22 protein-coding genes and 1 riboswitch are annotated in these 20,484 nt (G+C 39.0%); of the genes, 7 read left to right on the top strand and 15 right to left on the bottom strand.

From position 1 onward, the window contains the following. Position 1 precedes the first annotated feature (1 nt). The 15 genes from QSJ81_RS02080 to cobS all read right to left on the bottom strand — a co-directional run bounded on the left by QSJ81_RS02080 (position 2) and on the right by cobS (position 13,890). Positions 2-595: a BMC domain-containing protein gene (locus QSJ81_RS02080; RefSeq protein ID WP_285715751.1), complete on the bottom strand. Its 594-nt coding sequence runs from the start codon at positions 593-595 to the stop codon at positions 2-4. Next, the gene (locus QSJ81_RS02075; protein ID WP_285715750.1) at positions 577-1,059 is read right to left on the bottom strand and encodes a glycerol dehydratase reactivase beta/small subunit family protein; all 483 of its coding nucleotides are present in this window, start codon (positions 1,057-1,059) and stop codon (positions 577-579) included. Before QSJ81_RS02075 ends, QSJ81_RS02080 begins: the two co-directional genes overlap by 19 nt. Positions 1,060-1,064: 5 nt before the next feature. Then, complete coding sequence (locus tag QSJ81_RS02070; protein WP_285715749.1) at positions 1,065-2,888, bottom strand: diol dehydratase reactivase subunit alpha; 1,824 nt, start codon at positions 2,886-2,888, stop codon at positions 1,065-1,067. Positions 2,889-2,900: 12 nt separating this feature from the next. Then, positions 2,901-3,422 (bottom strand): diol dehydratase small subunit, encoded by a 522-nt coding sequence (locus tag QSJ81_RS02065; protein WP_285715748.1) that lies wholly within the window; start codon positions 3,420-3,422, stop codon positions 2,901-2,903. 19 nt (positions 3,423-3,441) lie between these two features. Beyond that, a complete protein-coding gene (locus QSJ81_RS02060; protein ID WP_285715747.1) occupies positions 3,442-4,080 on the bottom strand; it encodes a propanediol/glycerol family dehydratase medium subunit in 639 nt (212 codons plus the stop codon). Between the two features lie 24 nt (positions 4,081-4,104). Beyond that, on the bottom strand, positions 4,105-5,775 hold the full coding sequence (locus tag QSJ81_RS02055; RefSeq protein WP_038668881.1) for a propanediol/glycerol family dehydratase large subunit: 1,671 nt from the start codon (positions 5,773-5,775) through the stop codon (positions 4,105-4,107). Positions 5,776-5,794: 19 nt separating this feature from the next. Beyond that, positions 5,795-6,586, bottom strand: a complete 792-nt coding sequence (pduB, locus tag QSJ81_RS02050; protein WP_285715746.1) for a propanediol utilization microcompartment protein PduB — start codon at positions 6,584-6,586, stop codon at positions 5,795-5,797. Between the two features lie 26 nt (positions 6,587-6,612). Beyond that, positions 6,613-6,891 (bottom strand): ethanolamine utilization microcompartment protein EutM, encoded by a 279-nt coding sequence (eutM, locus tag QSJ81_RS02045; RefSeq protein ID WP_285716057.1) that lies wholly within the window; start codon positions 6,889-6,891, stop codon positions 6,613-6,615. Continuing rightward, a complete protein-coding gene (locus QSJ81_RS02040; RefSeq protein WP_285715745.1) occupies positions 6,881-7,315 on the bottom strand; it encodes a EutP/PduV family microcompartment system protein in 435 nt (144 codons plus the stop codon). Before QSJ81_RS02040 ends, eutM begins: the two co-directional genes overlap by 11 nt. A 13-nt stretch (positions 7,316-7,328) precedes the next feature. Continuing rightward, a complete protein-coding gene (eutS, locus tag QSJ81_RS02035) occupies positions 7,329-7,673 on the bottom strand; it encodes an ethanolamine utilization microcompartment protein EutS (RefSeq protein ID WP_285715744.1) in 345 nt (114 codons plus the stop codon). A 313-nt stretch (positions 7,674-7,986) separates the two neighbouring features. Further along, the gene (locus QSJ81_RS02030) at positions 7,987-9,609 is read right to left on the bottom strand and encodes a response regulator transcription factor (RefSeq protein ID WP_285715743.1); all 1,623 of its coding nucleotides are present in this window, start codon (positions 9,607-9,609) and stop codon (positions 7,987-7,989) included. A gap of 24 nt (positions 9,610-9,633) precedes the next feature. Next, a complete protein-coding gene (locus QSJ81_RS02025; RefSeq protein ID WP_285716056.1) occupies positions 9,634-10,836 on the bottom strand; it encodes a sensor histidine kinase in 1,203 nt (400 codons plus the stop codon). 142 nt (positions 10,837-10,978) lie between these two features. Beyond that, positions 10,979-12,016 carry a nicotinate-nucleotide--dimethylbenzimidazole phosphoribosyltransferase gene (locus QSJ81_RS02020; protein ID WP_285715742.1) on the bottom strand — a complete coding sequence of 346 codons (1,038 nt, stop codon included), beginning with the start codon at positions 12,014-12,016 and terminating at the stop codon, positions 10,979-10,981. A gap of 112 nt (positions 12,017-12,128) precedes the next feature. Then, positions 12,129-12,326, bottom strand: a riboswitch (cobalamin riboswitch). 100 nt (positions 12,327-12,426) lie between these two features. Beyond that, positions 12,427-13,032 carry an alpha-ribazole phosphatase gene (cobC, locus tag QSJ81_RS02015; protein WP_285715741.1) on the bottom strand — a complete coding sequence of 202 codons (606 nt, stop codon included), beginning with the start codon at positions 13,030-13,032 and terminating at the stop codon, positions 12,427-12,429. Between the two features lie 105 nt (positions 13,033-13,137). Continuing rightward, the gene (cobS, locus tag QSJ81_RS02010; RefSeq protein WP_285715740.1) at positions 13,138-13,890 is read right to left on the bottom strand and encodes an adenosylcobinamide-GDP ribazoletransferase; all 753 of its coding nucleotides are present in this window, start codon (positions 13,888-13,890) and stop codon (positions 13,138-13,140) included. A gap of 223 nt (positions 13,891-14,113) precedes the next feature. On the opposite strand from cobS, the gene QSJ81_RS02005 reads away from it, so the two are divergent. The 7 genes from QSJ81_RS02005 to QSJ81_RS01975 all read left to right on the top strand — a co-directional run bounded on the left by QSJ81_RS02005 (position 14,114) and on the right by QSJ81_RS01975 (position 20,465). Then, positions 14,114-15,274, top strand: a complete 1,161-nt coding sequence (locus QSJ81_RS02005) for an iron-containing alcohol dehydrogenase (RefSeq protein ID WP_285715739.1) — start codon at positions 14,114-14,116, stop codon at positions 15,272-15,274. Positions 15,275-15,469: 195 nt separating this feature from the next. Then, on the top strand, positions 15,470-15,772 hold the full coding sequence (locus QSJ81_RS02000; protein WP_285715738.1) for a EutN/CcmL family microcompartment protein: 303 nt from the start codon (positions 15,470-15,472) through the stop codon (positions 15,770-15,772). Positions 15,773-15,794: 22 nt separating this feature from the next. Beyond that, a complete protein-coding gene (locus QSJ81_RS01995) occupies positions 15,795-16,754 on the top strand; it encodes a magnesium transporter CorA family protein (protein WP_285715737.1) in 960 nt (319 codons plus the stop codon). A 77-nt stretch (positions 16,755-16,831) separates the two neighbouring features. Continuing rightward, entirely contained in the window at positions 16,832-17,401 is a 570-nt protein-coding gene (locus QSJ81_RS01990; RefSeq protein ID WP_285715736.1) for a DJ-1/PfpI family protein, read from the top strand. 351 nt (positions 17,402-17,752) lie between these two features. Continuing rightward, a complete protein-coding gene (locus QSJ81_RS01985) occupies positions 17,753-19,204 on the top strand; it encodes an APC family permease (RefSeq protein WP_285715735.1) in 1,452 nt (483 codons plus the stop codon). A 260-nt stretch (positions 19,205-19,464) separates the two neighbouring features. After that, a complete protein-coding gene (locus tag QSJ81_RS01980) occupies positions 19,465-20,196 on the top strand; it encodes an MBL fold metallo-hydrolase (RefSeq protein ID WP_285715734.1) in 732 nt (243 codons plus the stop codon). Positions 20,197-20,276: 80 nt separating this feature from the next. Further along, positions 20,277-20,465, top strand: a complete 189-nt coding sequence (locus QSJ81_RS01975; protein ID WP_285715733.1) for a hypothetical protein — start codon at positions 20,277-20,279, stop codon at positions 20,463-20,465. Positions 20,466-20,484: the final 19 nt, after the last annotated feature.

Genomic DNA, 20,484 nt, shown 5'->3' with positions numbered 1-20,484 from the left:
ACTATTCCGCCTCCTTATTATTTCTCTCGTAATGGATACAAGTGATCTTAGGGTCTCCCTTTATTCTAGGGCAAGCAGGATCACCGCAAAGATTACAATAATCGGAAACTTTTTTCTGTTTTTCTAGAACAGGTGGCAATTTGTTGGTCTCCGACTCATGTTCTTCTAGCTCTCCTTTTACTAACTGACTTTCAGTTTCAATGCTAGCTTCCACTTCTACCTCAACTTCATTGCTTACAAGTAAAGTTTCGCTTTGTTTAGCTTTTGCAGGTTCTATTACTTCAGCCACAGGCTGTTTCTTAGCTAAACCTACCGTTTCTTTTGTAAGCAGCATGCAAGATAACTCTCCATGGGGTCTAGGTATAATGTGAGTAGCCCATACCTTATTTACCTTACTACCAGCCATCTTACCAGCTTCAATTGCAGCCTTAACTGCCCCAACATTACCACTTAATTTAACGACTACGAGTCCCCCGCCTTTTGTCAGTTCATAGCCAATTAATTCAACATTAGCTGCTTTAACAGCTGCATCAGCCGCTTCTAAAGCAGCAGCCAATCCGACAATTTCTATGAGACCTACCGCGTCTTTGACCATGCTTTCACCTCCCCATGGTCTTCGGCACCTTCTAAAAGAACTTTATGGACGATTTTATAAACGATCTGATACAGGGCCTTCGAATCTATAATTTGAGAACCTACATCTTCGGAAGGCTGATTTTTAAAAGGAATTCCCTTCACCAAACGTGCCGCATTGTAACCGAAATGCCTCCATTGCGCAGGAGTTCCTGCAGCATTTAAAGCAAATAAAGGCTGCTTTGCAGGCAATTTAGCATAGTGAATGCACAAATTTTTTGATCCAATTCCAATTCCAACTCCAAGTTTTGAAGCAGAAGCGGCCTGATACGCTAGAGTGATTTCATCTGATTCGTTACTAGACATAATGGAGCAAGGTATTCCTTCTTCCTCCATACCAGCCTGTACCTCCCGAATCTTTTTATCACCATCGGAGTGAGGAAATATATAGATTAGCACACAAGGTTTAATTCTATCTGGCAGCATCCCGCTCACGCCTCTCTATCAAGATAGGACAATACCAGCCCAGTGGCTACAGCATTACGTGGACCTTCAGAACCTCGAATATTTCCTCTGCCACAAACAATGCTATATTCAGCCAATGCATCGGTTACCATATCCCCTACTTCAAAATCCATAGCCGATCCGCCTACCAAGACAACAAATTCAATATGACGAATATTGCCTGTAGGTGCCACGCGAGCAAGAGACCTAAGTGCATTGGTTACAAATACCCTCTTTTTTGCCTCTCTTCTTACATGGCGAATCTTATCTAATGGATGAGAACTAGGAATAGGAACCATGTCACCATCTTTTAGAATTACCACACGAGAAAAAACCTCCGGTTTAAGATGCTGTTCATAAAAGCGTACTGTTCCATCTTCTAACCGTATATGATATAAGCTCTCGACTTTTGCTAAGGGATACTTTTTAATATCTTCCGATAAATCAAAGTCATTTAGCCCTAGCTCTGAATTGATGAGCATGGTAACCATGTCACCAGCTCCAGCTAAATGAATAGACATAACCCGTTCATCTCTAGTAATAATAGCTGCATCCGTAGAGCCGCCACCCATATCTAGGATAGCTAATGGCTTATCCGTACCAGGAGTGGTTAATGCCCCCCTGATAGCCATGTTTGCCTCTACGCCCGCAATGACAACCTTAACCCCCAATTCCTGGGTAAGCTTATTCGCTATTTGCTGCATAGGAAGACGACTTGTTTTTACCATGGCCGCCAAAGCTACAGCATTCTCTAGTGCAAACTCTCCAGCTAATCCACCTTGTACTTTTTGTGGGACAAAAGTATCAACGGCTAAGATATCCTGTATCTTCATATCTGCCAAAGGTTGCTCAGTAAGTTCACTCATTACCTGACGAACTCTCTCTAACATCCCATTTACATGAGTTCCGGCTTCTCCCTGTACATCAAGGACGGGTTGCACCCTTTCCACCGTTTCCATGATTTTATTGGCTCCTGATTCCACATCAATATCCGCTTTGCCTTTTTGTCCAAAAACAGTAATAAATCCAGCTGGAATAGTTCTTGCCTTTACGTCGCCTTGCGGTGTACGTACAACAACTGCGGAACGGTTACCAATCAAGGCACGAGCAATTGGCACCACCATTTTCGTATCATCGGCTGATAAATTAAATACAGTTGCAATTCCATAAGGGTTTGACAACGTTCTAATGGTTTGCCCTGCCTCAGCCACTTCTACTGCTGCTAGCATTCCAATAGGAACCTTCTCAATCATCGTGACTTCATCTACTACCGGCATTGCTTTTTGCAATCGATTGGCAATCAAAACTGCATCATCTTGACGGACAACAGCTCCCTGAATGTCTATGCCTCTTGATAATGCAAGATTAAGACCACTGGCTGCATCTTCAAAATCAATGCCTTGTGGAATAATACAAATCACTTTGTCTCCAGCTACAAGACTGTTTAATTGACTAAATAAAACCGTTTGCCCTACTCCTAAACCTACGCCGCCTGGTGTAGAAGGATTATGTCCAATCATAGTCGATTCAGTAATAATGGTTTCTGTAATTGTCTCCATTGCCAAATCACCAATAACTGGAGTTGCTTCATTTAATCGGATTTCAGATAGTTCAGTTAACTGCATCTTTGATTTGCTCAAAGCCTCTTCTAGCGCAATGATAATTCCGGGTACATTGGCCAATGTACCTTTTATTCCTGTTGTTTTGACAATACTGCTTGCTAAAAATTGAGTGACCTTTGTTGAATCTATAGCAGCCAGACAAACCTCTGTCGTAGAATTGCCAATATCCACACCTGCAACTATAGCCATGAAAATTCCACCCTACTCCGCTCTGAGACGATTTCTGCGTTCGTATACTCCTGCAGCCTCTCTCACGAAAGCGGCATTTATTTTTGCATTGTATTTTGTTTCCATCTCTTCGGCAATGGCTAATAATTCTTCTCTAGTTGAACGATAAGGACGAAGGGCATTATATATTTCAAGAATCCGTTTATCAGGAATTGTAGTTAGCTCAGCTGCCCGACGCAAATTATTTGCGAACTGGGTTCTACCAACACCATCAGCAATTTCAGCCTGCATTCTAAGTGTTTCAGGAGCAATACGTACATCACTCGGTGTAACATTACCATTTAACACGTTAGCCAAAGTAATGTCTGAAAGTTTTTTCCCTGTAGGACTTTTTAATAATTCTGGTCGTTTTGTTGCCAATGGGTAATCCTTATCTGCATTTAGTCCTTGTGATTGAGCACTTGGGGCAGAATGAGATTTTTGAGGCGCTTGCCCTTGACTCATTGACTTTAACACTTCACGAACCATATCTTCTATCATTTTTTCTTGAGACATTTCGATCACCTCCGCTTATTTAAAATTGTACAGTAAGTTCAACTGGCTTTGCTCCAGGAACTACATGTTCTGTTTCTTTGATATGAAGCACAGCGGCTTTTGCCTGGAATTTAGGTCGTGCCATTTGGTCATTTCTTGTTGGTACTGGTGTTGGTGATTCACCTTTCGCATATTTCGCAGCATTACGGCCAATGGCGCGGAAAGCAGGTAAATCTAACAAAGGAGATTGAGGGAAAAGTTCTAAGTTACTTAGTGGTGGTAAATCTTTTTGGTGAATTACAGTAGTGCCTCTAGACTGTATACCAATCGCTATACCAGATCCACTCAATTTAGTCGCATCATGAGCAGCAAATCCTACATCGGAAGTGCGCAGTATTCTAACCACTCTAGCACTCAAACCTTCTTCCTCAATGCCTGCGATCATTTCACGCAATACATCACTATGAGGAACGTTTACAATGGTTTTATTTTGAAATTTACCGAAAGCTGGAGTCACAGCAATAATCACTTCATCTGCTCTTGTCCCAGGGCGTGCTTCCCCTTTTTCGACCAAAGTCATGGGACGTCCTGTAACTACTGCAGTAGCAGGTTTGGTTTGCTCCATTCCTTGTACCACTTGCATTACGATTTCACGAATCATTTGTTCGTTAATTTCCATTACATTACACCTCTCTTTCTGAAATCAAACGTCAAAGTCAGATGGTTTAATTGCTTGACGAATGTTTTTAATTTCTTCCCAACGTTCATCGCTCATACGATAACCAGTCCCTGGACCGGCATAATCATTACGGCTATTCACGGCGCTGATAACATTAAACTTGGTGTCAAGAATAGCTGATGTATGGAGATAATCACCGGAGATACGTTGTTTCAAAAGATTTAGAACATTTTCAGCTAAATCAGTAAAACCGCTCTTCGATAAGGCTTTAACAACATCAATGCCCGTAATGCCACGGCTCATCAATTCTTGTGCACCTTTTAAATCTTCAACCACATTACGTGCTGGAACATCTTTGCTGCCATGAGCATAGGTTGCAGCTTCTACTTCTTCATCCGTAATTGCTGGGAAGCCTAATTCTTTAAATACCGCTTGTAAAGCCCGAGCAGCTTTATTACGAACAGCAATTACCTCTTCTTCAGAAGCTGGACGCAAACCACCGTCAACTTTCAAATCACGCTGGATGATATTCCAATCATCGTAATCGTCAACATCCCAGTTAGAGCCGGCAAACATATTATCATAGTTTGGTACTCCACCATAACCAGAACAAATAAAGTCAGTGCCAGGAAGCATCTGCATTAATGTACGAGCTGTACGGCGAATATCAGAATGAGTAAAGGTTTGGTCATTACTAGATGCTACTTCCATATCTAGCATAGTCGTGCAAAGATTTTCTGCCAAAACAGCACGAATACCGGATGGAACAGCTGCTGGAACGCCAATGCAACTTACAGAACCATTTTGCAATCCTTGTACGCCTGCTCCTCTAGTAACCATGATGCAACGAATTTCTAGATATAACATAGACTTGCCTTCTGCATATCCCATTTGCACCTCAGAACCAGTACCTGAGGTAAATCTCATTTTCAAGCCTCGTGAAGCATAGGCTGAAGCAAGAAACGCTTTTGACCAAGGTGTATCATCACCATCAACAAACACGTTTTCTGTACCATATACAGAAATAGTTTCTGCATAGGCAGTGATACCACGCATCCCAAGTTCTAACTCAGTTGCTTCTTCGAGTGCACATTGGATCAATGTGCCGCCTCTGCCGGTTTGACCACCAATTAAGAGGGCCAAGGCATTAAATGGAGCATAACGAACAACGGCAACTGTTGTTTCCATTTCATCAAAACCACGCAATGCAGCTTCTGCGCCATCTGCCGCGATCAACACTGGATTGTCATTTACGTTTGTAATATGGCATTGATTCGAAGGAATTTTCCGTGCCCGCATTTTTTGCATTGCCATCATCATTTCTACTACATTCATAGTATTGAAAACGGCTACTAATTTCGCAGCAGTTAAACCACGAACAAGATCAACAACTTCTTTTCTTGATACATTGACGTCAACAAGCATCTTGGCAATTTCAGTAGCATCCATAGCCATTGCTTTTTCAGCTACCTTGACATCAATGGCATAATCAGCAATAAACTGTTCAATAAAATCGAAATTACTACGAGCAACACCGTCCATTTCAACGATCTTGCCGTTTTCGATTTTAATACTAGGTATTGGATCATTAGGGCTACCCATAGCCATCAGACCAACTTCTGGCCATTCTTCAACGAAACCGTCCTGATTTACAGGGCGGGCAGCTAAAACTTCAAAACGTTTTGATCTCTTCATTGTTTTTCCCCTCCCTGTATTAGATATATGGCGTAGTTGACGATGGAGCTGAACCAGCCATAGCTTCCAACAATTTTTTGCCTACGTCTTTAGCGGCAAGTACGGCTTGACGTACTGCACCGGAATCACCAGTAACCATTAAAATAACTTCATTAGAATAACTTGTGCCACCAGCGGGACTGCCATAACCGACCACTTCAACATTAGCCGTTTTCACTGCAACATCTGACATGAGCACGCCAATTGCAGCAGGAGCACCAACAATCAGTCCAAAGGCTTTACCTACAGGTGCACCAAAGGCTTTATTGATAGCATAACTTGCCCGAGCAGTATATTGTAATTCAATATGTCCGGCATCGTTACCATACACATCACCAAAAGTGCGATTCAATTCTTTTAGTGCTACTTCAATTGCACGGCGAGCATCAGACACTTCTTCTGCACCAAAGAGAATCAAAGAACCATGTCCTGCTCCCCCTTTGGTATCACGAGGTAATTCAATGGATATGATCTCTGTATTTGTTGCTTTTACAGCTTCATCAGCTGCCATGATGTGTGGGCCAGCCCCTGTACGAGCGCCTAAGATACCAATGGAACGATATTTAGGGTCGATTTTCATTTTTTCATGCAACATAGGATCTACATTTGCGATAACTAAACCAATAGTATCACCGATTGCAGTACCAACAAATTCAGTAATTCCAGGATTCATTGGGCCCTTACACTCTTCTTTAGTAGCTGCGGTAGGAGCTTGAGTCTCCATCCGTTTTTTAATTTCATCCATAACCTTATCAATTAACTGCTCTTGCATAATGATTCCACCTCCAAATTATTAACCTATTTCATTTTGGGAAGAATTTTTTCCACGTCTGTATGAGGACGAGGAATAACGTGAATGGATACAACTTCGCCAACTTTTTGCGCAGCTGCTGCACCAGCATCTGTTGCCGCTTTTATCGCGCCAACATCGCCACGTACCATTACTGTTACTAACCCAGAACCAATTTTTTCATAACCTACTAATTGAACATTGGCTGCCTTTACCATAGCATCAGCAGCTTCAATAGCTCCTACTAGTCCTTTAGTTTCAATCATACCTAACGCTTCACTCATTATGTACACCTCCCTTCCCAAAATACTCAATTAATTCATCCAGCCCTTCTCCGGTATGAGAAGAGACAAAGAATATCGGTTCTTTAACCCCAATTTGTAGTAAACGCTCCCTTGCCTTTTCTCTATCAATTCCGGGAACATCAATTTTAGTAACAACCCCGACAACAGGACGGGAAAACATACTAGCAAACCCAGGCGGAAGAGCTATTTTTAAATCTGTCGCATCCTGGACAACGGCTACTGTTGATGCTTGCATCGCTGTTACCATTAAAGCTGAATAAAAACGCGGGATTTGTGCATATTCGCCCGGTGTATCAATGGCTCCATCTGTAAATATAATACTTTGTGTTTTTTCAGCCTTTTGCGAATCCTTTTGCAGCATATGAATTAAAGATGTTTTTCCTGCTCCTACAGGACCAACTAGCATTACCTTTTGCATCTTAAGACTTTGTCAGCTTAGGACCAGAAAATCCCAAGCCTTCCACCAAAACATTTACTACCTGTTTCAAAGCCGATTCTACATTAGATACTGTGCCGACTAGTACTAAGGAACCCGTAAAACGATCCATAAAACCAATCTGTACTGCTGCTGCTTTTGTAGCTACATCTGCTGCAATAATCGCTGCTTCACAAGGGGTAATCGTTAAAATACCAATTGCTGAACTGCTAGACATCAATCCTAGCTTTTCACACAGCTCTTTTTTAGGATTTGCTATGAGGTGTGCTAAAGTTACCTGCTTACCTGGTACATATTCTTGGACCATTCTCGGCTTTTCTACCACCATACAATTCCCTCACAATCTTCACATTCGTTTGACAATTATAACTATTTGTCTTTTTTTCTTTTTTACCTTGCATATATATTGCCTATCCAATGGACATAATTGCTGTCTGTATATTGTGAAAAATTGGTTGTTATTCTCGTTGTTATTGCTATAGGACTTTTTTGTTTCTCACTCTACATCTTTTTACCACAAAAGCAAAAAAGGACTGTTTTTAAACAGTCCTTTCTCATTTCACTTTATGTTTTATCCCTATTTATATATCCTTTGTACTATTCTGCTTTTCTCCATCACATTTTTGCATTGAAGTCAAAACTCATTCCGATTTACCGTTTCGTATTTCATTACGATATTGGTTTGGTGTCATACCCATTGCCTGACGAAATACCCGACTAAAATAACTTGCATCCTGGTACCCTACCTCTGCCGCGATACGCACTGCAGTAAAATCTGGATTTTGCAATAATTTTTTCGCTTTTTCAATTCTAATTTTTGTTAAAAAATCTACAAAGTTATAACCCTTTTCCTGTTTGAAGAGCCTACTAAAGTAGAAAGGGCTTAAATGCACTGTTTGCGCAACCTCTTCCAAAGATATATTTCTATGATAATTCTTTACTATATAATCACAAGCTTTATTAATAACTCTAAGGTTCATACTGCTTCTATTTTCTAACATATTATCCATAAAACGATCCAAGGAATCAAACATCCATGCCTCTACTTGTGTTTTATTACTGCATTCATTCAATCGATTAATACAATTGAAATTCAGTAAGGTAAGCTGCTCCAAATTGGCACCGCCTTCTACTGCTGAGCGTGATAAAACAATTAATAATTCAAGTACGCATGCTTTTACTGTATCGATTGAAACTTTGCTGGTAAATATTCCGTTTAGTAATTCATGCAAGGCTTCTTTAGCCTGTTTCCGATCACCACAGCGTACCTTATCCAGCACGGCTCTTTCATTATGAAAGGGATAATTAAAGGGCCCTGTTGGTAAATATGGTACATCATCAACATGGATAATCTGGCTATCACCTAAATAAAATCGTTGCCGCTGAGCATGCAATGCCTCAAGATAGGATTTGTGGATATCCCTCGGGTCAGAGTAATAGCGACCAATTCCAATGGTAATACTGATATTCATTTCCCGAGCAATACATTCTTGTATCTCACCTGCAGTTTGCTTTGCCTTTCCCTGGATGGATTCAATATCATCTATCTGAAGAAATCCTAATAAAATGATCAGATTATCACTACCAAAAGGGGTGACTAAAGCATAGTCACCTGCGACGCTGCAAATAAGTTTGTAAATTCGCTGCTTTATCATTTGTTTTTCTAGCTCACTGTCACTAGAGGTTAGCTGCTTAAAATTATCAACATCAACAGCCAATACAACACCAGGATCTACCTTCATACCTAAAAACCGAGATCGTTCCTGAAAATGTTCAACGTCTTTAATATTACCAGAAACTAAATCATGCACAAATGACATTTGGATAAAAGGCATAGCTTCTTCTACGCTTTTTCGCAGATTAACTTCTTCCTCTTGTTTTCTTTTGATTTCATTTACTTTATTTATGGTAAGATACAATGTTCGAATTATATCTTCTGGACGAACAGGTTTTAATAAATACTCAACAACCCCAATCGTTAACGCCTGTTTTGCATAGCTAAATTCATCAAAAGCAGTAAGCATGATAATGATTGTATTCGGTAGAGCGGATCGAATACGCTTAGCTGCCTCTAACCCATTCATTTCAGGCATACGGATATCCATTAAAACAATGTCTGGTTTTTCTATTGTAGCAATCTGAACGGCACTCTTTCCGTCTCCTGTTTCGCCTATGATCCGAATGTTCGGACATTTTTGCTCCACAATAAATCGTAACGCTTGCCGCTCTAATTGTTCATCATCTGCAATCAATAATGTATACATTCTTTTCTCCTCTGGCACGCTTTCTTATAAGGAACAATAGGGAATTCGAATGTAAAGGTTAGTTCCTTCCCCTACTTTACTCTCCATGGTAAGGCCATATTCGTTACCAAAATAATGCTGAATTCGCTTGTGAACATTAATAATTCCAAGGCCCGTCGTTTGTCCGTGAATTTGCTTGCGCTTTTCCTCATGGAAAATAGTACGAATATCCTCTGCTGAAACACCATCCCCAGTATCACTCACGAGGAGAACTACGTCATTTCCTTCAATTTTTCCACTTACACGAACGACTCCGCCCTCTACTTTGTTTTCCAAACCATGAATAATCGCATTTTCAACTAAAGGTTGAAGCGTAAGAGGAGGAATCTTCGTTTCCATTATCAAAGGATCTACCTCAATATAAGTCTCAATACGTTCTCCAAAACGTACTTTCTGTATCAACAGATAATCTCTGATTGATTTTACTTCTTGTTCTAAGCTACGTAAAATTTCAATGTCTCTTAAATTGTTACGAAGCAAATCTGATAACGCATAAACCACTTCTTGTGTTTGACTTGCTCCCTCTAGCATAGCCAATCTCGCGATTGTATTTAATGTATTAAACAAGAAATGAGGATTGACCTGAGATTGCAGTGCCTTTAATTCTGTAGCACGCAGCATAGCCTCAAGTTCCGCTTTCACCTTTACTTCTTTTACAAGCTGCTTACTAGCAATATTGGCTACACCAATTTCTACAATATAATTTGACATGATATAAATTAGGTCTGCTGCAGCTTTAATTCTTTTTTCCGGTACAACCTCTATAATATCAAAAAACTCTGACAATAATTCTGAATCCAATCCTAGGTCAGCTGTTCGCTCAAACATTTCAGCTTTCGTATCATAGTCCGCTTGTGCAAGAATAACTTGTCCTGCAAGAAAAGCCCCTATATACTCATTGTTTACAATGATTGGTGCCGCCAAATCGGTTAAACCATTGTGACAGCGATAAACAGAGGGCTTTTGGTTACCCCGCCCTCCTCTATCATCACACTGGGTGCAACGGGCAAATCCTTCAGAACAAGATCGGATATAAGTGCAAAAGTTCGTAAAATTACTAGGATTGGTAATAGGATTTCCTTCAGGGTCTACAATTACGGACGCTAATCCAGTAGCTTCTGAAAATTTATCCTGAATTTCCTGTAAAATCTGAGTATTTACAATTTCGCCTAAGGTAAATCCATTCATTGTTTGCACTAGAAGACCCCCTCATAAGACTTCAGCATCATATCAATTTTTTGCTATTTTATATGAGGAGTATTAGCTAAAGAGCAAACTAGTTCCTGCTAACAGCAATAAAATACTATATTCCAGCAAGTAAAGGCAATCCTTATATGGCAACAACCTGATTGGGAGCAGGCACAGGCTCACTTAACACAAAATCAGACATTCTTGCCATATTATGAATTGTGTAAGACATTGTCTTTAACATAGAAACCATAAGAACAGCACCTGTTCCTTCTCCTAATGCCATATTTGCCCGGATTAATACATCCTCTGCTAGAATATTTCCCAACATTAGCGAATAGGCCATCCCAGGCTCCTTTGACATATGGGATGGAATCGCATGTTTTTCAATCGTACCATCGATGCGCGCTGCACAAGCATAGGCAACTGCTGTTATAAATCCATCTATTACAAAGGGTGTCCTTAGTCCTGCGCACTCTAACATACCAGAACAGATGGCAACAATATCAAATCCCCCTACACAACGTAAAATATCTTTTACAGTATTCATCTGGGCTTTATGACGCTCTACCCCTTTTGCAACCACATTCCGTTTTCTTTTTAATAATTCATTATCATTTAAGGCAGCCCCATAACCGACCACAAATTCGGGTAACATTCCCGTTAAAGCATGAAGCACTGCTGATGAGGTTGTTGTATTACCAATTCCCATTTCACCAAAAGAGATTAGGTTATAACCTTCCTCAACCAAATGGCTAACCATGTCTTTGCCCACATTCCAAGCTTGTTCAAATTCAGCCTGACTCATAGCTTCTTCTTTCATAAAGTTTTTAGTACCTAAGGCAACTTTACGATTAATACCAGCTTCTAATTTATTATTAATTCCAATATCAACTACGCTATATGGTATTTGATTGTGCCGACAAAAACAACTGATCGTAGCATGACCTGCTGCCATATTTTTCGTTTGCAAATAAGTAATCTCGATCGGGTCATTAGCAGTCCCCTCTTCGACCACACCGTTATCTGCTGCAAAGATTATATGATGAGGCTTCATTTCCGGATTGATCTTTCCCCAAGACAAGATGATTTTTTTTAAATATTTTTCTAGTAGGCCCAAGCTTTCTCGAGGTTTTGCTGCTCCGTTCAGCAACTCATCGACCTTTTTTTCCAAATCCATTTTTACTCCTCCTTTATTTCATATCATTCTTAAATATAAAAATACCTAGCCCAAAAGGCTAGGTATTTTATAAAAAATCCCATCCTTCTGGCATTACCCCTTACGCGGAGGTAAATGACAGCCATAACAGGCAGGTCTCCTGGCTTACGGATCATAAAACCTTACGCCTTCCCAGTTTCCTGGTGGCATATGTAAGAGTATCTCCCCGATTACAGTGGCGCGACCGCGTCGTTTAAGGATCTTTTACAATCCTTTCGAACTTCCCTATTCTCCTCTTTACGTAAGAGGCACCTGTTTGGTGGCATTTTATTCAGTTGTCACAGTAGTTCTACAATGAAACTTGTTCTCCTATGTGTAAGAAGTATGTTAGCAAGATAGTAGGGTAGATGGTAAAAAATGTCCCATGCACTCTATTTTAAATGGCAAGTATCGTTGACCAAGGAAAGAATTGGCTGGTTACTAAAGTATTCAATGATATTAATTCCTGTGCTATCTTGACGGATAGACCACATCTTATCTAGACTTAGCTGCAATGCATCACAAAGCAATACTCTCATTGTGCCCCCATGAGATACAATCACAATCGTTTCCTCTTCATGTGCCTTAATACATTGGTTTAAAGCACCCTTCGCCCTCCGTTTCAGATCTATAAAGCTTTCTCCTTCTGGCGCATTAATTGCTCCTCGGGAAGAATACATACTTGTTAAAGAATCAGGCCAAAGTGCCATAATTTCAGCATAGGTACACCCTTCCCACAAGCCAAAGTTTATTTCGCGAAATCCTTTTATCTTTATCCCTTGCAAATTATGATACCGAGCGATGATATTCGCCGTCTGAGATGCACGGGATAAATCACTACTATAAACTGCACTTATATTTTCCTTAGCAAGCCGTTTTCCCACCAGTTGGGCTTGTTCTAATCCTTTTTCATTTAAGGGAATGTCACTATGCCCTTGGTACTTTTTTGCCTTATTCCAAGAAGTTTGACCATGTCTAACGTATATTACTTTAGTCAACGCCTCACCCCTTCCTTACTTTAAAATTCTTCCCTTTACAGAAAGTATATTCTATGGGTATTAGATTGTTCAATAACACAACGAAAGTTATAACTATTATAAAAACTAAAAAAGAAATACTACTAGAGCCACAAGTTCTGTCAGTTCAACAACTGCCCCATATACATCACCTGTTAAGCCACCTAAACGTTTATTGACGTATTCAGCAACAAGGATGGCAAAGGCAATTGCTACCCCACTACTAAGTAAGACAAGTTTACCGAAAGGAACTAATAATAACATTGCTATTAGACCTGCTATATAAAGAGTATTTTTATGTTCGCATTGACTAAGTCCTTTACCTAGTCCATCAGCCCTAGCATAGGGGTATAGAGTAATCGCCACGACAACAGCAGTTCTACCTATGATCGGCATTACAAATATCGCTATCGGCAGCATCATCGGTTCAATGTCTAAAATTAATGAATATTTCATTACAATCAACAGACAGAAGGACATGGCACCAAAAGCGCCGACTCTGCTATCCTTCATAATTTCTAACATTCTTTCCCTAGACTTCCCCGAAAAAACACCATCTACTGTATCCATTAATCCGTCACAGTGCAATCCGCCAGTAATGATAATTTCAATTAGAATTATACTCACGGCCATAAGATGTAACGGTAACTTTACACCCCAAAAATTTTGTGCCCCATAAACAATTCCTGTTAATAATAAACCTATAATACCACCTATAATGGGAAAAAACTTAACACTACGGCTAAAACTATCAAGTGACCACTGCTTTTTTGTCTTGATAGAAATCCGCGTCAAAAACTGTAAACCAGTGAGAAAGTCCTCAACCACATTCTCCAACAATCCTCCACCTCCCCTTAATAAAAACTAGGCAAAGTCTGCATTTTTTGATTACCGTACTACATAACAAAATGCTAATACTATTATACAACCTTATTATGGGCCTCCTTTGTTATGTTGTATTGATTTATTGCTCAAATGTGAAAAGCTGCCATCACAAACCTTGCTGAATTAAAACAGCAGTGTTATGGTTTTAATAAAATAGGAATGAGGAGGATATACCCTTATGAATAAAAAGATTTATGAATACTTTATGACACCGATTAGTATTTTAGGCGTTGGCTGCTTGGAACAAATTATAACTTATATTAAACCTATGGCATTTAGAAAAGCTCTAATTGTCAGCGATAAAGTTTTAGTTGAAATCAAATTAATTGATAAATTAACAAAGCTCCTAACAAATGCTGGCATATTTTTTATTATCTACGATGACGTTTCACCAAATCCAACCATCCCCCAAGTTGATTATGGACTAAAATTATTTAAAGATAACGGCTGTGATTTCCTCATATCTTTTGGCGGAGGCTCCCCGCACGACTGCGCTAAAGCCATTGCCTTATTAGCAACAAACGGTGGAGAAATAAAAAACTATGTTGGGTTGAATAAATCAAAAAAACGGTCAGCACCGCTGATTGCGGTCAATACCACTGCTGGTACAGGAAGTGAATTAACTCGTTTTTGCGTAATAACTGATGAAGAAAATCATGTAAAAATGACCATTACCGATTGGCATGTTACGCCTATCATCGCCGTAAATGATGCGGAGCTTATGCTAGCGATGCCGCCAAGCCTTACTGCAGCCACTGGCATCGATGCCTTAACCCATGCTATCGAAGCCTATGTATCGACAAATGCAACTCCCGTTACAGATTGCAAGGCATTAAAAGCAATTGAGCTCATTACAGCCTATCTTAGAACTGCCGTCAAAAACGGTAATGACCTCAAAGCAAGAGAAATGATGGTCTATGCAGAGTATTTAGCAGGTATTGCCTTTAATAATGCGAGTTTAGGTTATGTACATGCCCTGGCTCACCAGTTAGGTGGTTTTTATAATCTACCCCATGGATTAGCAAATGCAATTATGTTACCTGCTGTTGTTAACTATAATCTTCATGCTGCCCCTAAAAAATTTGCAGAAATTGCCCAAGCTTTAGGTCAGGACATCACAAATTTTTCCGAGGAATCTGCCGCATTACTTGCAGTTGATGCAATTAAAGATCTTATTAAAGACCTTAACATCCCTAAAAATCTTTCTGAAGTCCGTGGCTTTAATGAAAAAGATCTTCCTATCCTTGCAGCGAATGCTCTTATGGATGTATGTTGTCTGACAAACCCACGTCAAGGCACACAGCAAGAAATAGAAGGTATTTTTAAAGCAGCAATATAAATTCACCAGGATTTATAAAATGAGAAGGCCCCTTAACCAATAAGGGCCTTCTCATTTTTTCAGACGAAAACAATAATATTCTATGGTGTCACAATATAATACAAAGGAAACCATCCCCTTTTGTCAAAAGAGTTACATCAGAAACAAATAACGAGTAAGGATTTACATTGTATTTCGTATGTAGGAGGAATTTCCATGTGGCTTGGTAAGGTTGTCGGAACAGTTGTGGCACCAACTAAGAATGAGAACTTAATTGGAAGTAAACTTTTGGTGGTCCAACCTTTAAATTTAGACGGTATGAATACCATTAGCTTGCAGGTTGCAGTCGATACTGTTGGTGCAGGAAATGGCGAGACCGTCTTAGTATCAACAGGAAGCTCTGCACGCCGGATAATGAATAATGATAACAGCCCTGTTGATGCAGCGATTGTTGGGATTGTAGACAATATTGATTTAGAAGGCATTTCGAAAGCACAATATTGGGTGCAAAAAGGTTAGGATGAGAAAATAAGGAGAAGTCATGCTGACAGTATATAAAACACAGCAAGAAAAACTACAAGAAGTTTCATTAGATACCCTAGATTCCCTAGAAAGGGGCATCTGGGTGAAGTTAACCAATCCAACAACTGAAGAAATTGAGCAAATGTCAGCTTCAGCCAATATACCAGACTATTTCTTTCGTTTTGCATTTGATGAAGATGATTGCCCCAGAATTATATTAGCTAAAAACTGTATTCTTGCTATCATTCATGTACCTATTTTCTATGGAACTGATCGCTATGAAACTAGCCCACTTAGTATCATCCTAACACCAGAGCTAACGATAACCGTCAGTGATAAGTTAATAGAAATACTCCCAGATAGCAACGTCAACAACAGGTTTTCTCTCGATACAGCAAAGAGAACCCAATTCTTTTTTCAAATTTTATACCATGCTGATACCGTCTTTTTAAAAAGCATTCGTCATATCCGCAAGCGGACCGATGAAATCGAGCTTCATTTACGCAAATCAACGAACAATCAAGAAGTATTTCAACTTCTTGATTTGGAAAAGGGCCTAACCTACTTTACGGCTGCTTTACGTGGTAATGTTATTGTAGCAGAAACAATTCTTCGTATGCGGTCTGACCCTCAAATGCGCTATTTATTACAGATGCATGAAGAAGATGAAGATGTATTAGAAAGTGTAATTATTGAAAATAAAAGAGCGCTAGAATTAGCTCAAACCTATAGTGAAATATTAAGCAATATGATGGACGCTTTTTCTTCTGTTATTAATAATAACCTGAACCATATTATGAAATTTTTAGCTTCTGTAACGATTTTATTAGCGATTCCTACTATGCTTTCCAGCTTTTGGAGCATGAGCCTTGTGGTTCCCTGGCAAGGTACGGCAGCAGGTTTTTGGATCGTCTTATTGTTAGCACTTATTACCAGCGGAGCAGTTGGTTTACTTTTACGAAAAAAAGGAATGTTTTAAGATTTGTTTATTTAGCAGGAAAATCTTGATCTATATAGAACACATTGGTAACTTTCGAATAATAAGGAGGTTCTATCATGACAAAAAAAATCTTATTGCTTACTGGTGACTGTGCAGAAGACTATGAAGTAAAAGTACCCCAACAAGCTTTAATGATGCTGGGCTATCAAGTTGACGTCGCCGCTCCTAATAAAAAAGCTGGTGATACTCTGCAGCTTGTAGTGCATGATTTTGTAAGTTTAGATACCTATATCGAACTGACTGGGCATCGCATTCCAGTCGATATTGCTGCATCTGATGTAAATCCAGATGACTATATCGGTTTAGTCATTCCTGGCGGAAGAGCACCTGAATATATTAGAATGTATGATGAAACAATTAAACTTGTTCAAGCTTTTTTTGCTGAAAACAAGCCTGTCGCGGCTGTTTGTCATGGAACACAACTCTTAGCTGCAGCGGATGTATTGACAGGCCATACTGTTACTTCTTATCCAGCTTGTTCTGCTGAATGTCGTCTAGCAGGAGCCAAGTGGGAAAATCAGCCTGTTGTGACTTGTGGCAACTTAGTCACTGCACAAGCTTGGCCCAATCACCCTGCATGGTTGAAAGCCTTTGTTGATTTACTCGGTGCAAAAATTAATATTTAACTGTAACTCTATTCTTTATAAACTAGGGCTAAGATCAGAAGAGGTTCATTCTTTCTGCATCTTAGCCCTATTACCTTATCCGTTAAAAATATTTTTTAGCAAAACGTCCGTATATGAGACGTTTTTTCCATTTACAATGGACTAGTTTTAAAATAATTATACTTTTTTTAAAATTAGTTCTTCTAAATGTGTTGGTACTGTTTACCCTCAATACACTTCCGTTTATTTTTTTAAATTAAGGCTTCACTATCCATATTTTTTTATTATTGTGGCATGATTGTCTATTTTTGTAAAGGATGATAAAATTAATTGTCTTTTATGAAAAGACAATTAATTTTAGGAGGTTAATCTATGGCCCAAGATGAAGCAAAAAAATTAAGATGGTACAATCTTGCACTAATGGTTTTTGTCATGGTATGGGGTTTTGGTAACGTTGTGAATAACTATGCCAATCAAGGACTGACAGTTATTGTTTCCTGGATACTTATTATTGCACTTTATTTTATCCCTTACGTATTAATGGTAGGAGAAATGGGTTCTACATTTCAAGAAGGTAAAGCAGGGGTCAGCACTTGGGTTGGATCTACTATGGGCCCATTATTGGCCTATTTGGCTGGTTGGACTTACTGGGTAGTACATGTGCCTTATCTTGCACAAAAGCCTCAACAAATCCTAATTGCTTTAGGCTGGGGTGTATTCCAAGATGGTACTTTTATTAAGACATTCAGTCCAATGGTACTACAACTCATTACATTGGTTTTATTCATCTTTTTCATGTGGGTTGCTTCTCGAGGCATTACATCCTTGAAACGAATTGGAATGGTTGCAGGTACTTGTATGCTCATCATGTCATTTATGTATGTATTGTTAATGTTAGCGGCACCTTCTATCAGAGGCGTTTCAATAGCCACCACTGATCTAAGTTTACACACTTTTCTACCTAATTTTGACTTTACCTACTTTACTACCATTTCTATGCTAGTTTTTGCGGTTGGGGGATGTGAAAAAATTTCTCCTTATGTTAAAAACACCTTGAATGCTAGTAAAGAGTTCCCTAGAGCCATGATTATTTTGGCAATTTTAGTAGCTCTTTCCGCTTTATTAGGATCTCTTGCTATGGGTATGATGTTTGATTCCAACAATATTCCTAAAGATTTAAAGATGAATGGTCAATATTACGCATTTAAATTATTAGGACAACACTACGGGGTTGGTAACCTGTTCCTCATCTTGTACGCCTTTACCAACTTTTTATCACAAATTTCAGCATTAGTATTCTCGATTGATGCACCACTCAAAGTATTATTAGCAGAAAGCGATTCCAAGTATATTCCTAATGCATTAAGCAAGACTAATGAATACGGTGCACCGATTAATGGTTATAAAATGACTGCTGTTCTAGTTGGTACACTGATTATCATTCCAGCACTTGGTATCGGTAATATGAATGACCTCTACAATTGGTTACTGGATCTAAATTCTATAGTTATGCCATTACGCTACCTTTGGGTGTTTGCTGCCTATATCGCGGTACGTCGCCTTGCAGGTCAATTTTCAGCAGAATATCATTTTATGAAAAATTCTACTGGAGCAATTTCCATTGGTTTATGGTGCTTCCTTTTTACCTCTTTTGCTTGTATCATGGGTATGTTCCCGAAAGGTGTTCAACTTTTTACTTCCCAATGGTATTTCCAATTGTCTCTAAACCTACTTACTCCCTTTATCCTTCTTGGCCTAGGACTTATCCTCCCCTCGATTGCCAAGTTGACTAATAAAAAAGACAGTAACCAAATACAATCTTAATCTTATCAAAGAGAAGGTTTCTGCTGATTTAATTTAGCAGAAACCTTCTTTTCTTATTCTTTAATCATATTAAGATAAAGATATTAATTGTTAGAGAGTACAGCCTAATTACCAAATTCTATGTTATAATGTGGTCATTAAACGTATCTCGTTTTTAATAAAAGTAGTACTTTGTTTACCCCATTCGAATATCTACTATGAGAAGATTATCTATAGTAAAAAAAATAGATAATAATAAATAAATTCTATGAGGTGATAACATGAATCCTTCTAACGCAAAAATTACTTATCTATTCCACAGCGGCTATGCTGTGGAAACAGCAAATCATTTTATGATTTTCGATTATTATCAACCTTTTCCTGGCAATAAGCTTAGCATGACTGATGGAGTTATTACCAGTGAGTTTCTTAAAAGCAAAAAAAATATCATGGTTTTTTCTTCTCATGCTCATGCAGATCATTTTGACCGTATCATTTTTGATTGGGCAAAAGAAAATCCTGATATAAACTACATACTAAGCAATGATATTCGAACAAATACAGCTCCCTATAAATGCCATATGGTAGCTGCTTACGAAGAAAGTATTATTGATGATGTAAAAATCCAAACTTTTGGATCTACAGATCAAGGTATTTCTTTTCTCCTAACAGTTGATGGCTTGTCTATCTTCCATGCTGGTGACTTGAATTGGTGGCATTGGTCCGGAGAGCCGAAAGAAGATCGAGTTATTGCCGAAAAGGCCTTTAAAGAGGAAGTAGAAAAAATCGTTGGCAAGACCATTGATATTGCCTTTTTCCCTGTAGACCGTCGCTTAGAGGAAGCTTACTGCATAGGTGCCGAGTACTTTGCGATGAAATGCAAACCAAAGTTATTGTTGCCAATGCACTTTGGGAAAGATTTTGGTGCCAGTCATGATTTTAGTAAAAGAGCAAAAGAATTATCGATTCCTACCGTTGAAATTAAGCAACTGGGACAAGAAATCTTTTTTTAATAAAGTAAATATCTCTCCTTTTACTTGGAAGACTAATAATGACTCCCAATGTAACAATTCCAACTAAGGAGGTTATATTTATGAGAAAAAGTAAACCAGCCTATGCCCCAAACAAAAGAGGCTTCTTTGAACAAAAGCCTCGTAACATGAAATCGTATTCTGCTAGGGATTTTTCTTTGCTGCCAGATCCAGTAAGAGATCCGATTGTGTCTAACAACATTTCCAATGTAGAATTTGATTACACTTATGACCGTGGAGAGCAGATATAATCTGCTCTTTTTTCTTATG

The sequence above is a fragment of the Pelosinus sp. IPA-1 genome (assembly GCF_030269905.1).
Classification (GTDB): domain Bacteria; phylum Bacillota; class Negativicutes; order DSM-13327; family DSM-13327; genus Pelosinus.
Note: the sequence above shows the minus strand (reverse complement) of the source record. Positions and strands in the feature narration are given on the sequence as shown.